Source organism: Rhizobium phaseoli, assembly GCF_001664385.1.
Classification (GTDB): domain Bacteria; phylum Pseudomonadota; class Alphaproteobacteria; order Rhizobiales; family Rhizobiaceae; genus Rhizobium; species Rhizobium phaseoli.
In genome coordinates this window covers 1,593,896-1,607,824 of the sequence record NZ_CP013532.1, presented here as the reverse complement: position 1 = coordinate 1,607,824, position 13,929 = coordinate 1,593,896, and the positions used below count along the sequence as shown (strand labels likewise).

11 protein-coding genes are annotated in these 13,929 nt (G+C 59.4%); 8 read left to right on the top strand and 3 right to left on the bottom strand.

Features of this window, described 5'->3' with window-relative positions:
• Positions 1-26: 26 nt before the first annotated feature.
• From AMC88_RS07810 to AMC88_RS07800, 3 genes are all read left to right on the top strand, one after another.
• Positions 27-2,399, top strand: coding sequence for a glycosyltransferase (locus tag AMC88_RS07810; RefSeq protein WP_064825074.1), 2,373 nt, complete (start codon positions 27-29; stop codon positions 2,397-2,399).
• A gap of 208 nt (positions 2,400-2,607) precedes the next feature.
• On the top strand, positions 2,608-3,789 hold the full coding sequence (locus AMC88_RS07805) for an ATP-grasp domain-containing protein (protein WP_225884139.1): 1,182 nt from the start codon (positions 2,608-2,610) through the stop codon (positions 3,787-3,789).
• Positions 3,786-5,000, top strand: coding sequence for a Gfo/Idh/MocA family protein (locus AMC88_RS07800; protein ID WP_012483362.1), 1,215 nt, complete (start codon positions 3,786-3,788; stop codon positions 4,998-5,000). The genes AMC88_RS07805 and AMC88_RS07800 overlap by 4 nt, the downstream gene beginning before the upstream one ends.
• A gap of 208 nt (positions 5,001-5,208) precedes the next feature.
• Here the strand turns inward: AMC88_RS07800 and AMC88_RS07795 are convergent, their stop codons facing one another.
• Positions 5,209-6,318 carry a DegT/DnrJ/EryC1/StrS family aminotransferase gene (locus AMC88_RS07795; RefSeq protein WP_004679714.1) on the bottom strand — a complete coding sequence of 370 codons (1,110 nt, stop codon included), beginning with the start codon at positions 6,316-6,318 and terminating at the stop codon, positions 5,209-5,211.
• Between the two features lie 195 nt (positions 6,319-6,513).
• Here AMC88_RS07795 and AMC88_RS07790 point away from each other — a divergent pair, with 195 nt between their 5' ends.
• From AMC88_RS07790 to rfbA, 5 genes are read left to right on the top strand one after another with little or no spacing between them, the layout of a single operon-like run.
• Entirely contained in the window at positions 6,514-8,496 is a 1,983-nt protein-coding gene (locus AMC88_RS07790; RefSeq protein WP_064825072.1) for a CgeB family protein, read from the top strand.
• Positions 8,486-9,064 (top strand): dTDP-4-dehydrorhamnose 3,5-epimerase, encoded by a 579-nt coding sequence (rfbC, locus tag AMC88_RS07785; protein WP_012483360.1) that lies wholly within the window; start codon positions 8,486-8,488, stop codon positions 9,062-9,064. The genes AMC88_RS07790 and rfbC overlap by 11 nt, the downstream gene beginning before the upstream one ends.
• A 6-nt stretch (positions 9,065-9,070) precedes the next feature.
• Positions 9,071-10,126: a dTDP-glucose 4,6-dehydratase gene (gene rfbB / locus AMC88_RS07780; RefSeq protein WP_064825071.1), complete on the top strand. Its 1,056-nt coding sequence runs from the start codon at positions 9,071-9,073 to the stop codon at positions 10,124-10,126.
• 3 nt (positions 10,127-10,129) lie between these two features.
• A complete protein-coding gene (gene rfbD, locus AMC88_RS07775) occupies positions 10,130-11,017 on the top strand; it encodes a dTDP-4-dehydrorhamnose reductase (RefSeq protein ID WP_012483358.1) in 888 nt (295 codons plus the stop codon).
• A gap of 9 nt (positions 11,018-11,026) precedes the next feature.
• Positions 11,027-11,896, top strand: coding sequence for a glucose-1-phosphate thymidylyltransferase RfbA (rfbA, locus tag AMC88_RS07770; RefSeq protein WP_012483357.1), 870 nt, complete (start codon positions 11,027-11,029; stop codon positions 11,894-11,896).
• A 51-nt stretch (positions 11,897-11,947) separates the two neighbouring features.
• Here rfbA and AMC88_RS07765 read toward each other — a convergent pair whose 3' ends face one another.
• Positions 11,948-12,559: a riboflavin synthase gene (locus AMC88_RS07765; RefSeq protein ID WP_012483356.1), complete on the bottom strand. Its 612-nt coding sequence runs from the start codon at positions 12,557-12,559 to the stop codon at positions 11,948-11,950.
• Positions 12,559-13,926: a bifunctional diaminohydroxyphosphoribosylaminopyrimidine deaminase/5-amino-6-(5-phosphoribosylamino)uracil reductase RibD gene (ribD, locus tag AMC88_RS07760; protein WP_012483355.1), complete on the bottom strand. Its 1,368-nt coding sequence runs from the start codon at positions 13,924-13,926 to the stop codon at positions 12,559-12,561. Before ribD ends, AMC88_RS07765 begins: the two co-directional genes overlap by 1 nt.
• Positions 13,927-13,929 lie beyond the last annotated feature (3 nt).

Genomic DNA, 13,929 nt, shown 5'->3' with positions numbered 1-13,929 from the left:
GCGATCATGCAGACAGAGGGTTTCAAATGATGCAGTTGATGGATGCTCCAATGGCGGGTTTCGGGGGACGCGGGCAGATCGTGCAGGCGTCTTTTTCCGTCATCGTCCCCGCCTACAACGCCTCAAATGTCATCGGGCGGTGCCTGCAGAGCCTTTTAAATCAGCAGGGGCAGACGGCATTTGAAATTATTGTCATCGACGATTGCTCGGCAGACGACACGATCGCTAAAGCCGAAGAGATAGCTCATGGGCAGAATAATGTCAGCGTCGTGCGCCTCGACAGCAACGGCGGCCCCGGCATCGCCAGGAATGCAGGGGTACTCAGAGCAAAAGGCGAATGGATTTGCTTCGTGGATGCCGACGACGTCGTGGAGAACAACTTTTTGGAGATGCTTCAGGCATCCGTCGAAGACCTCACGGATATACTCGCGTTCAACTCCAGCCTTTATGATGCAGAAACCGGAAATAGCCTGAAGGCCAGCATCCGCGAGGATCTCGCCCGAGTCGCGGGCGCTGCCAGGCTGGCGGACTATCTTCAGGATCGCGTTGATCGATCTGTCATCTTCCATGTGTTCCGCCGCCGTTTCCTCCTCGACAACAACATCATGTTCCGCGGCGGTCTTCACGAGGACGTCGATTACATGTTTCACGCGCTGATGCGCGCGCGTTCGGTCAAGAGTCTCGACAGGCAGATCTACCGCAAGCTCGACACACAGGGCTCAATCGTCAATTCGCTCAGCACCCGTCATGTCGACGGCTTCTTCGATGCACTCGATGCCATGCATGCGCTCGTGGCGGACACGCCGATGTGGCCTGACCTGAAAAATCCTTTCCTGACAGGCATCATTAACGTGACCGCGTCTCGCCTGCTCAGGCTGCTGCCCGGCAAAGTGGTCAAGCTCGAGGATGCCAGCAAGATACTCTCCACGCTTCACGGTCGTGTCGTGCGCTCAATGAAGCTTGCTGAGATCGCCTATCCCCTGCCGGTTCCGCCATCCGGCTTCCGCACCAAATACCGGATCACCTTCGATGCCTTTATGAACGGCATGGAAAAGGGCGATACGACGGAAGATATGCTGAAAGTCTTCGCGGAGATCGCGCCGAAGCTCTGGAGTTGCTACGACCTTCATCATTCCATCCTGCTCGGACCAGGCGAGGTGCGCACCTGCTGCAAGCGCTTCACCTATGAAGGCGAGCTAAAAGGCGATGTGGTTCTTTTTGGCGGTAACGGCAAGGATTTTGAGTTCACCTATAGCGATATCAAGCAGGCAAAGGATGCCCTGTTCCTAGAGATCAACCGAGACAACTCAGATGAATGCCGCGGTTGTCCTTTCTTGAAATTCGAGGATTGGGGCCGGCCGCTCAATCAGGGCGTCAAGTATCTTTCCTTCGAGCATCACTCGCTTTGCAACATGCGCTGCACCTATTGCAGCGAGACGTATTTTGGCGGCAAGAAGCCTGCTTATGATGCGGGTGCCTTTATTGACACATTAAAGGATGCGAAGGCCCTCGAGAACATGGAATACATCGTCTGGGGCGGCGGCGAACCGACAGTCGAGCCGCGCTTCGACGAGCTTCTCAGCAAGCTGGCTGAGGGCATTTCCAATGTTAAGCAGCGCGTTATCACCAACGCAACGATGTATTCACAGACCCTTGCGGACCTTCTCAGGAAGGACCAAGCCCATATTGTTACCAGCATCGACGCCGGAAATAGCAAGAATTTCAATGAGATCCGCAAGTACAAACATTTCGAGCGGGTATTCGAAAACCTCCGCCGCTACGCTGCCTGCTCTTCGCGCAACGTCGTCATAAAATATATTCTCTTGCCGGAAAACAGCTCCTCGGACGAACTCCGGCAATATGCCGACCTGATCGTCGAGAATGGCCTGACCGATTGCAACTTCCAAATCAGCTGCGATTTCAAAACGGATCGCGTGACCGATGACCAGTTAGTGTCCATCGTAGAACTTCACCATCTCCTGAGAGTTCGCGGCGCGCGCCTCATTTTCCTTGACGATCTCGTTTGGCAGCGGATTTTGACGGTTACGCCTGATACCCTGCAATTGTTGAAATCCAAGCTGGAACCTTCGATGCTGGAGACGGCATTCGAGCCGGCCTATCCTGAGGGCGTTGTGGTTTGGGGGATCGGCGGACAGGCTCAGATTATTCGCCGCAAGTCGCAGTTCTTTAAAACGAGCAAGATCGCTTATTTCATCGATCCGCGCCCCGAAATGATCGGCCAGAGGCTCGGCGGCATTGAAGTGCGCACTCCTCATTCGGCCCTGTCGGATGACCTGCCGATCATGATCGGCGCCGTGCAAAGTGCGCCGGAAATCTATGATCAGATTGAGGCCCTCGGTATAGGCCCCCAACGCATTCTACAGAAAGTCATCCTGTAGCGCTGAACTCTGATCGAAGCGATGGGAAGTCCACCGCCTCGATCGGCAAGCCTCGGGAAACGCCCGCGGCCCATGATTTTGATCACCGCATCCGTTTTCAAGTCTCTGAACACCGAAGCGGATGGAAGAGAGCTGTCAAGCTGCTGCTCCAGCGGTTTGATGCGCAACGCCCCCTAACTGCTCAGGGGTATGTGGGATGGATTTGAGAATGACCAAGAGAGCATTGCTGATCGGCAGCAACTTCAGCGCAGTTCCCCTTCTATTCGCCCTGAAAAGGCGCGGCCTGCATATATCGGTGTGCGGAAATCGCCCGGATGAGCCCTGCCACGCGCATGCGGATCAGTCGCATTTCATCGACTACAGCGACCCGAACGTGCTGCTCGCCCTCGTGGAGAACGGTGATTTCGATTTCGTCGTCCCGACGGGCAATGACGTCGCATACATGTCAACTACTTTCGTCGCCGAAAAACTTGGATTTCCGCGCTTCGATTCGATGGAAACCACGACCATCATTCACACGAAGCAGGCGTTCCGCAACTTTACCGAGCAGAACGACATCCCTGCCCCGCGGTCGGTGCGCCTGCATGGCGACTCGCCAGTCGAGACCGGCGCGTTGCGCTATCCGCTGCTGGTGAAGCCGAGCGACAGTTTCAGCGGCCGAGGTGTCACGAAGGTCTTCGACCGGACAGAACTTGCCGACGCCATCGCCGACGCCCGGCGAAACTCGCAAGCGGCCGAGATTGTAATCGAGGAATTCATCGAAGGCAGCCTGCACAGCCACTCCGCCTTCATCAAGAATCAGGAGATCGTCTTCGACGTTTTCGTCGACGAATATTGTACAGTCTACCCATACCAGGTCGATTCATCGAACCATCCGTCACGGCTTTCCGAAACTGTCCGCTCGAAAACGCGGACCATTATGGCGCGCGTCATCAAGCTGCTCGGACTGCAGGACGGCCTCATTCACACGCAGTTCCTGTCGAATGACGACGATGTCTGGATCGTCGAATGCATGCGGCGCTGTCCTGGCGATCTATATGGATCACTAGTCGATCTATCTCTCGGCATCGATTATGCCGACCTCGTCATCACGCTGCTGTTGGGTGAGGAATTTGCGGTCGAACCGCGCTTCGATCCGCCGCTGTTCATCGGTCGCCACACCATCACCTCCAACACGCCCTCGACGCCGTTTTCCTTCTCGCATTCCATTCCATCATCCGATGTTCGCATCGCGCAACTCAAGACCACCGGCAAGCCGATGAATTCGGCACCGTTCGACAAGCTCGCCATCCTCTACGCTCGCTTCCAGACACGAGACGAGATGCTGAAGGTGGCGCCGGAATTCAAGACCTTCATTTCGCTCCAAACGATGCAAGGAGACCTCGCATGAGCCCATCGAGCCAGGGAGTACCGGAAAAGCTGCGCCTTGCCTTTCTAGGCGGCGCCGTCAATTCTGCTGTAGGTCGCGCTCACCGCGATGCAATAGAGCTTGATCAGAAATTTGATCTTGTCGCCGGCTGCTTCAGCCGCCATGACGAAATCAATCGCGAAACGGCGGCGCAATACCGCATTGAGCCCGAGCGCTGCCACGTCGATTTCGATACCTTGCTCTTGAAGGAGGCCGGCAACATCGACGCTCTCGTGGTGCTTACGCCGACGCAGCAGCATACGAAGCAGGTTGTGGCGGCACTTGAGGCAGGTATTTCGGTGATCTCTGAAAAGGCGCTTGCGGGTTCGAGCGCTGAGACGAGGATGATCAACAATGCGCGCAGCAACGGCGCCTTTCTCGCCGTAACCTACAACTACACCGGATACCCCATGCTCCGCGAAATCCGCAGCATGGTGGAGCATGGTGTTTTCGGCGAATTACAGCAAATTCATATCGAGATGCCGCAGGAGACCTTTCTCCGCCTCCGCCGTGACGGAACGCCGATGACGCCGCAGGACTGGCGCCTGCACGACGGCCCCGTGCCGACGGTTTCGCTCGATCTTGGCGTTCACGTGCACTCGCTGCTTCATTTTCTTACACAGCGGGAGCCAAAAGAAGTCTGCGCAACCAGCCAGAGTTTCGGCAACTTTCCGCAGGTGCTCGACAATGTGCAGGCACTCGTGCGCTGCGCCGGCGGCCTGCATTGCAGCATGTGGTACGGTAAGACGGCGCTCGGGCAACGTAATGGCCTGCGGGTGCGGCTTTACGGCTCCAAGGCATCGATTGAATGGCTTCAGGAAACCCCCGAAATCGCCTATTTCTACGACCGCAAAGGCCGCAAGCAGATCCTCGATCGCGCCAGCCCGGATATCATGGTCGCTAACCATACTCGCTATGAGCGGTTCAAAGCGGGCCATCCCTCGGGCTTCATCGAAGCCTTCGCGAATTACTACGCCGACCTCGCCGACGCCCTGCTGCAGCGCAAGGCCAATACCGCATGCCTGTCCCATCCGTACGTGCTTGGGCTCGATGAGGCGGAGGAAGGGCTACGGCTGCTGGAAGCGATCGAACGTTCGCGGCTTGAAAACCGCTGGGTCGATATCGAACCGCAAGGCGTTCAGCGCCCAATGACGGAGCGGATCGAAATCCGCGCTCCGCAACTAGCGCTCTAATCTGTCGTCTTTGAGATGAGGAACGCGGCGTGATCGATGATCACGCCGCGTTCGCATGAGCAGAAGCCTTTTCGCAATTTCTTCTGGCAGCCGGAGACCGCCCTTCAAGCCACTGACAAGTGAGGCCGCCGGGACCTATCGACGCAGGACCTCGCACCGCAGATACTTTCAATCTGCGGTGTGAGGCGACAGCCGGAATACCTTGTTTTTAAGCCGATTCGATCAGCGCACAGATCTTCTCGACGATCTCCATTTCCATATCGGGATAGATGGGAAGGCAGAGCACCTGTTGTGCAGCGTCGCTTGCGATCGGCAGATTTGCGGGCTGCGCGGAAGGCAAGCTACGGTACATAGAGAAGCTTGAGATCAGCGGATAGAAATAGCGGCGCGGATGAATATTGTTTTCCTTCAGGATCTCATAGAGCGCATCGCGTGAGATGGGATAGTCTGGACGGACAAGGATCGGGAAATAAGAGAAGTTGGAGACGGTCTCGCCGGAACGGTTCAGGCATTCTATGCCGGCGACGCCGCGCAGACGCTCGCGGTATGCGGCATCGATGAGCCCACGCCTTTCAAGGGCGAAGTTGATGTACTTCAACTGCAACAGGCCAAGCGCAGCGTTGAATTCGCTCATCTTGCCGTTCGTGCCTGGCGCCACCACGGTCACTTCATCGACGTAACCGAAGTTCTTCAGCTGGTCGATTCGGGTCTTCGTCTTGACATCAGGGCAGATGATGGCCCCACCTTCGAACGTGTTGAAGACCTTGGTCGCGTGGAAGCTCAGGATGGAAAGGTCGCCGTGATTGAGAATGCTTCCCCGCTCGTCTTCCACGCCGAAGGCATGGGCGGCGTCATAGATGACCTTGAGATTATAGAGATCGGCGATCTTCTGGATCGAATCGACGTCGCAAGGGTGGCCGTAGCAATGCACCGGCATGATCGCCGTCGTCTGCTGCGTGATCGCCGCTTCGATCTTCGCCGGATCGAGATTGAGCGTCACCGGATCGATGTCGACGAAGACGGGCTTCAATCCGTTCCAAAGAAGCGAATGCGAAGTGGCCACGAAGGAATAAGGCGTGGTGATGACTTCACCCGTGACGCGGAGCGCCTGAAGTGCCGTCAGCAACGCAACGGTAGCGTTCGAAAACAGGCTGATGTGCTTCACGCCGAGATGGTTGCAGAGCTCCTGCTCCAGTTGCTCGTGGAATGGCCCGCCATTGGTCAGGATGCGATTGTTCCAGATCGCTTCCAGCGAAGGAATGAATTCTTCGAGCGGCGGCAGGCTGGGCTTCGTTACATAGATCTTTTCGTTTTTCATGACGCCGTCCAAAGTTAGGCACTATCACGCAGTTGGCCTGACACGACCATTACGGCTTAACCTGTTCCCAAGCTGACCAGCGAAATTGCTGCCAACAGTGTGGCGCAAGCTTCACGTCCAATAGTCGACACCCGAACCAGCCGAATGCTGTTGCGTGAATCACGAAGACGGCGGCCATGCGCGAAGGACAATACCTTGACGATCAATCAGCCCATTTCTTCCCTGCCGGCCGGTCTTCCCGATTTGGCGCTTCTCACGGAGAAAGCGGCCAGCACTGGATCCGTCATTATCTATCAGCCTTATCTCGATCCTTTGCAGCGCAGCCAGCTCGATGCGGCGGCCATGCCGTTCGACATCTCGTTCAATACGCAGGCGACGACTCGCGAATATGAACTTTTCCTCACCCTGCATCAGCATCACGAGGCAATCGGCCTCGGCGAGGACGTGTTCTGGGGGTTGCTTTCGAGCAAATTCGAGATGAAGTCGGTGACGAGCTTCCCGTCCTTCGTCACGGAAGCGGAAAAGGCCAGGGCGGAAGGCGCGGACGCCTATCTTTACAATCCGCTGATCGGCCATGCGGCGATCTACAGCAACGTCTGGGAACATTCGCTGCTTGGCGGTCATCCCGGCATGGAGCCGATCTTCCTGCATCTCCAGCAGCTCGGCTATCCGATCGCGCCGCCGCAAGACAAGACCGCCTTCATGTTCTGCAACTATTTCTGCGGCAACAGAAAATTCTGGTCCGGTTATTTCGCCTTCTGCGAACGCATTCTGGAATCGCTGGAAAATGAAGCGCGTCGCGGCACGCCGGCGGGCACTGCCTATGCCGGTTCAGCACAGTATTCACGCGATGCCAATGCGAAGATGCGACCCTTCGTGATCGAGCGTCTGCTCGGGCTCTATGTCCATCAAGCCGCTGCGGCAGGATTGAAGATCGCGGCCTTCGTGCCGGCGCCTGCCGATTTCGAGTGGAAGTTCGGCGTCCGCCTCGGCCGGGTTCTGCATGGTCTCTTCACCGCCAAGGAAGCCTTTCTCAGGAGCTGTGATGAGGCTCTCCTGACAAAGTGGCAGGAAGGCCGCCAACCACTCACCAAGCAGCCGCACCTGATCTGGTTCGCCGATGACCCGCCGGCCTGGATGCCGCGCGGTCAGTTCACGGGCGGTCGCGAACTGATGCGTGCCTATGCTCAGCAGGATCCAGCCTATCCGGGACCGCAGCAGCCGGTGCGGACGGAAAGGCCCGCCATACCGGCCGCGCCGAAAATCGAGCAGCCGCTGTTGCAGCCCTTTGCCGGCGGATGGCAGGCGCACAAGGACCGTCATTGTATCTGGATCGTGACGCCCGAAAACTACAATCACAGCCACGCCTTCGACGAAGTCGCGCTTGGCCTGCAGGGCGCCTTCGAGGAACTCGGCGGTTCGGCACCGATTGTCCGCGACATGAACGCATTTGCCGGCCGGGCGCCGATCATCTACGGCGGCAATCTTCTGGCCCCCGAAATCGTCGGCCACCTGCCGAAGGACAGCGTTCTCATCAACCTCGAGCAGGTGTCTGAAGAAAGCACCTGGATCAATTCGCGGTATGTGTCGATCCTGAGGGCGATGCCGGTGCTCGACTACAGCCCGCGCAACCGCGAAAACCTTGCCGCAAAGGGGATCGACCACGCCGGCGTGCTCGAAATCGGCTATAGCCGCTGCCTGAGCCAGATTCAGCACGCCCCGGTCAAGGATATCGACGTCCTCTTCTACGGCTCGATGAACGAACGCCGCCACCATATCCTGAAGACGCTGAAAGATGGCGGGCTGAAGGTCGCGCATCTCTTCAACATCTATGGTGCGGAACGCGATGCGGCCATTGCCCGCGCCAAGATCGTCATCAACATCCATCATTATGCGAGCGGCGTCTTCGAGATCGTGCGCATTTCCTATCTGCTCGCCAATCGCGTTTGCGTGCTGACGGAAGGCGACGTCCGCGATCCGGACCTGCAGCCGTTCATCGGCGGCTTGGCAATCGAGCCCTATGACGACATGATCGAGCGCTGCTTCAAGCTGATCGCAGATGCCGATGAGCGCGATGTCATTGCCGCGAGAGGCTTTGAGGCCATTCGGAGCCGCTCGCAGGCGGATATGCTGATGAGCGTTATGAAGGCCGCAGAAAAGGTAAGCCATGCGCATTGAGACCGTGGCCATCGAGGGCATTGTTGCAATCACGCCGCCACGTTTCGGCGATCATCGCGGCTACTTCTCCGAGGTATTCAAAGATGCCTGGTTCCGAGAAAATGTGGCCGATGTCACGTTCGTCCAGGATAATGAATCGCTTTCGGCGCAGGCCGGCACCGTCCGGGGGCTTCATTTCCAGATATCGCCCTTCGCCCAGGGCAAGCTGGTGCGCTGCCTTGCCGGCCGGATCATGGATGTCGTCGTCGACATCCGCGTGGGATCACCGAGCTACGGCGAATGGCTCTCTCAGGAGCTCTCGCCGGAAACCGGCAAGCAGCTCTGGATACCGGCCGGTTTCGCACACGGATTCGCAACGATCGAGCCGAACAGCGTCATCAGCTACAAGGTAACCGCACCCTACAGCCCGCAGCACGATCGGGGCATCGCGTGGAACGATCCGGCGATCGGCATTCGCTGGCCCTTCGATGAGAGAGACATGGTATCGTCCGACAAGGACAAGACGCTGCCGCGGCTCGCCGATCTGCCAAGCCATTTTTCCTATTCAGCACAGCAACCCCAGGATTGATCGACAATGCGCATACTGGTTACGGGCGGAGCGGGCTTCATCGGATCGGCGTTGGTGCGCCATCTCGTCAGCGAGATCGGCGCCGAGGTGCTGAATGTCGACGCGCTGACCTATGCCGGCAACCGCGCCTCGCTGAAATCCGTCGAATCGGCTCCGAACTATCAATTCCTGCACGCCGACATCTGCGACCGCGCCAGAATGCAGGAAGCATTCGCGTCCTTCCGCCCTGATATCGTCATGCATCTTGCGGCAGAGAGCCATGTCGACCGCTCGATCTCGGGCGCTGCCGATTTCATTCAGACCAATATCGTCGGCACATTCAGCCTGCTGGATGCCGCACGGCACTATTGGGACGGGCTTGACGCGCGCGGCAAGAGCGCCTTCCGCTTTCTGCATGTCTCGACAGACGAGGTGTACGGCTCGCTCGGCGACCAGGGCCTCTTCGAGGAGACGACGCCTTACGATCCGTCCTCGCCCTACTCCGCCTCCAAGGCCGCAAGCGACCATCTGGCGATCGCCTGGCACCGCACCTACGGCCTGCCGGTCGTCGTCTCCAACTGCTCCAACAACTACGGCCCCTTCCATTTCCCGGAAAAACTCATTCCGCTGATGATCCTGAACGCACTGGAGGGCAAGCCTCTTCCGGTTTACGGCAATGGCGCGAATGTCCGCGACTGGCTCTATGTCGAAGACCACGCCCGCGCGCTCTACTCGATCGCATCCACGGGCCGCCCCGGAGAAAAATACAATGTGGGCGGCCGCAATGAGCGCAGGAACATCGATGTCGTCCATCGCATCTGCGCTATTCTCGACGGCGTCCATAGCGACAAGGCACCGCATGCGCGTCTGATCACCAACGTCACGGACCGCCCAGGACACGACGCACGCTATGCGATCGATGCCTCGAAACTCGAAAGCGAACTCGGCTGGAAGGCGCAAGAGACCTTCGAAACCGGCATCGAGAAGACGGTGCACTGGTACTTGGACAACGAATGGTGGTGGAGGCCGCTGCGCGAAAACGTCTATTCCGGCGAACGCCTCGGCGTTTTCAAGGAACAATAAGCGATGCGCATAGCCGTCACCGGCAAACAGGGCCAAGTCGTTCAGTCGCTGCTCAGGCGTGGCGCCGAGACGGGAGTCGAAATCATTGCGGTCGGGCGCCCGGAAATGGATCTTTCGGATCCTGCAAGCGTCGCAGCCGCCTTCTCGGCTCAGCGCCCGGATGTCATCGTCTCGGCCGCCGCCTATACGGCGGTCGACAAGGCCGAGAGCGAAGCCGAGCTCGCCTTTTCCGTCAATGCAGCCGGCGCCGGGGCGATTGCCGAGGCTGCCGCGCGGATCGGGGTCCCGGTGATCCACCTTTCGACCGACTACGTCTTCAGCGGCGACAAGGCCTCCGCATATTCCGAAGAGGATGCAACGGCGCCGATCTCCGTCTATGGGCGTTCGAAACTCGCCGGCGAGAAGGCCGTCGCGGCGGCGAACCCCAACCATGTGATCTTGCGCACCGCCTGGGTCTATTCGCCCTTTGGCGCCAATTTCCTGAAAACGATGCTGCGGCTTTCCGAGACGCGCGATCATCTTCGCGTCGTCGCCGATCAGACGGGATGCCCAACCTCGGCACTCGACATCGCCGACGCGATTCTGGCAATCGCGACCCGTATCGTCGCGGACCCCGCGCCATCGCTGCGCGGCACCTTTCACCTGACCGGCAGCGGCGAAGCAAGCTGGGCTGATTTCGCCGAAGCGATATTCGCGGCGCTTCTTAAATCCGGCGGCAAAAATGTCGGCGTCGAGCGCATCCCGACGGCGGACTATCCGACACCGGCCAAGCGTCCCGCCAATTCACGCCTCAACGGCGACAAGCTCGCCACAACCTATGGAATCCGGCTCCCGGAATGGAAGCAGTCCATGACGATCGTCATGCAAGACCTTCTGAACAAAGGTCTTTAAGGAGAAAGCATGAAGGGAATTATTCTCGCCGGCGGCACAGGCACACGTCTGCATCCGATCACGCAAGCCATCTCGAAACAATTGATGCCGGTCTACGACAAGCCGATGATCTACTATCCGCTGACGACGCTCATGCTCGCCGGTATCAGGGAGCTGCTGATCATCACCACTCCTCACGACGTCGAAGCCTTCAAGCGCCTTCTGGGCGACGGCTCGCAATGGGGAATTTCGCTGACCTATGCCGTGCAGCCGAGTCCGGACGGCCTCGCCCAGGCCTTCGTCATCGGCGCCGACTTCGTGCACGGCGATAGCTCGGCGCTCGTTCTCGGCGACAACATCTTCTACGGGCACGGATTGCCGGAAATCATGAAGTCCGGCACGAGCCGGCGGGAAGGCGCGACAGTGTTCGCCTATCACGTCACCGATCCGGAACGCTACGGCGTTGTCGGCTTTGACGAAAAGATGAATGCGCTGTCGATCGAGGAGAAGCCGAAGGCGCCAAAATCGAACTGGGCGGTGACCGGCCTCTATTTCTACGACCAGCAGGTGGTCGATATCGCCGCCAACCTGAAGCCGTCACCGCGCGGCGAACTGGAAATCACCGATGTCAACCGCGCCTATCTCGAGCGCGGCCAGCTTTTCGTGGAGCTGATGGGTCGGGGCTATGCCTGGCTCGACACCGGCACACCGGATAGCCTGCACGATGCCGCAGGTTTCGTCAGCACGCTGGAGAAACGCCAGGGCTTCAAAATCGCCTGCCCGGAAGAAGTCGCCTGGCGCATGGGTTTCATCTCGCAGGACGACCTCGCCAAGCTGGCAGAGAAGCTCGGCAAGAGCGCCTACGGCCAGTATCTGACGAAGCTCTCCCCGGTTTGGTGAGCTATTTGGCCGGCCGGACGCGACAGTAGTAAACCGCCACAGGTTTTCGATTCAGGCGCTCGGGAATTCCGCCAGCCGGGCAGCGTACCGCGCCATGGTGTCGACTTCGAAATTGACGAAATCGCCGGCCTTGCGGTCGCCCCAAGTGGTGACCTCAAGCGTGTGGCGGATGAGCAGGACGTCGAAATCCGTGCCGTCGACCGCGTTGACGGTGAGCGAAGTGCCGTCGAGCGCGATCGACCCTTTGGGGGCAACGAATTTCGCCAGATGTTCGGGGGCGCGCAGACGGTAACGGGTGGCGTCGCCCTCCGATGTCACCGAGAGGATTTCCGCCTTGCCGTCGACATGGCCGGAAACGATGTGGCCTCCGAGTTCGTCGCCGATCTTCAGCGACCGTTCGAGATTGATGCGGCTGCCCTGCTGCCAGGTACCGATCGTCGTCAGCCGCAGCGCTTCCTCCCAGGCCTCGACCTCGAACCAGCGGCCATTGCTGCCTTCGGCCGGCAGACCGGTCACGGTGAGGCAAATGCCGGAATGCGATATCGAGGCGCCCATGTCGATAGTCGAGGGATCATAGGCGGTTGCGACCCGCAGCCGGATGCCTTCCTTCAAGGGGGAAACGGATTCGACCGTGCCGACATCGGTGACTATTCCGGTAAACATCAAAGTCCTCTTTCGTATTCATCCAGGCGATCGACGCCGAACATCTGCGTGCCCATATGGGTAAAACCGGATGGTATGTCGGTTGCATCGAGCGGGGATTCAATACCGCCTTCGCCGATGACGACAGGCGCCTGGTAAAGCTCGATGCGATCGACAAGGCCGGCTTCGAGGAAAAGTCGCGCCGTCTTGGCGCCGCCCTCGACCAGAAGCGAGGAAATGCCGCGTGTTGCCAAGGCCGGCAGCAGGACTTCCGGGTGATAGGGATTGCAGTAGACGATCTCGACACCGGCGGCTACGAGGACGGCGCGGCGGGAATCCAGGTCGGCGGCGTCGGTGGGTGTTGTACCCCCCTCTGCCCTGCCGGGCGTTCGGAGCTCCAATCGATCCGCTGGATCGGTCGGTCCGGCTTCGCCGGCCCGCGCCTCACCCCCCACAAGGGGGGAAATTGGCTGGGGGATAGCTGCCTGCCCTACATCCTCGGTTGCCGGTGATGACGAGTCAGCTTGGGAATTCTGATCGTGCTCCTTGTCGATCTCCCCCCTTGTGGGGAAGATGTCCGGCAGGACAGAGGGGGGTATCCCCTCCGCATCCGCCGCCAAGTGCGACACGTTCTCGCTCGCAACCAAGATCACCGGCACTTCGCGCGCCGTCGCAACCAGCTTGCTCGTCAGCGGCAACGCCAAAGACGGATCAAGCACGATACGGATCGGCGACTGCGCTTCGAGGCCCGGCGTACGCACCGTCAGCAGCGGATCGTCCGATATCGCCGTGCCGATGCCGACCAGGATGGCGTCGGTTTCGGCGCGCAGCGCCTGCACCTCGGCGCGGGCTTCCGGGCCTGTTATCGCCACCTGGCCCTCCCCCTGGCGGCCGATCATGCCGTCGGCGGAAACGGCAAGCTTGAGAGTCACATAAGGGCGATTCTTCGTCTGGCGGGTGAGATAGCCAGCCAGCGAACGCCGACCCTCCGCCTCCAGCACGCCTGCATCCACCTCGATGCCGGCGTCGCGCAACATGGTGATGCCGCGGCCCGAAACCCGCGGATCGGGATCGGTGACGCTAATGACGACGCGGGCGACACCATAGGCGATCAACGCCTCGGCGCAGGGCGGCGTCTTGCCGTGATGCGAGCAGGGTTCGAGCGTGACATAGGCGGTGGCGCCGCGGGCGAGTTGCCCGGCTTCGGCGAGCGCCTGCGGCTCGGCATGCGGGCGGCCGCCGAGGGCGGTGACCGCTTGGCCGACGATGACACCATCCTTGACAATCAGGCAGCCGACGGAAGGGTTGGTGGCGGTGCGGCCGAGATGCTGGCGCGACAGGCGGATCGCCGCCGCCATGAAACCTTCGTCATCCGGCGTGACGCTCATGGC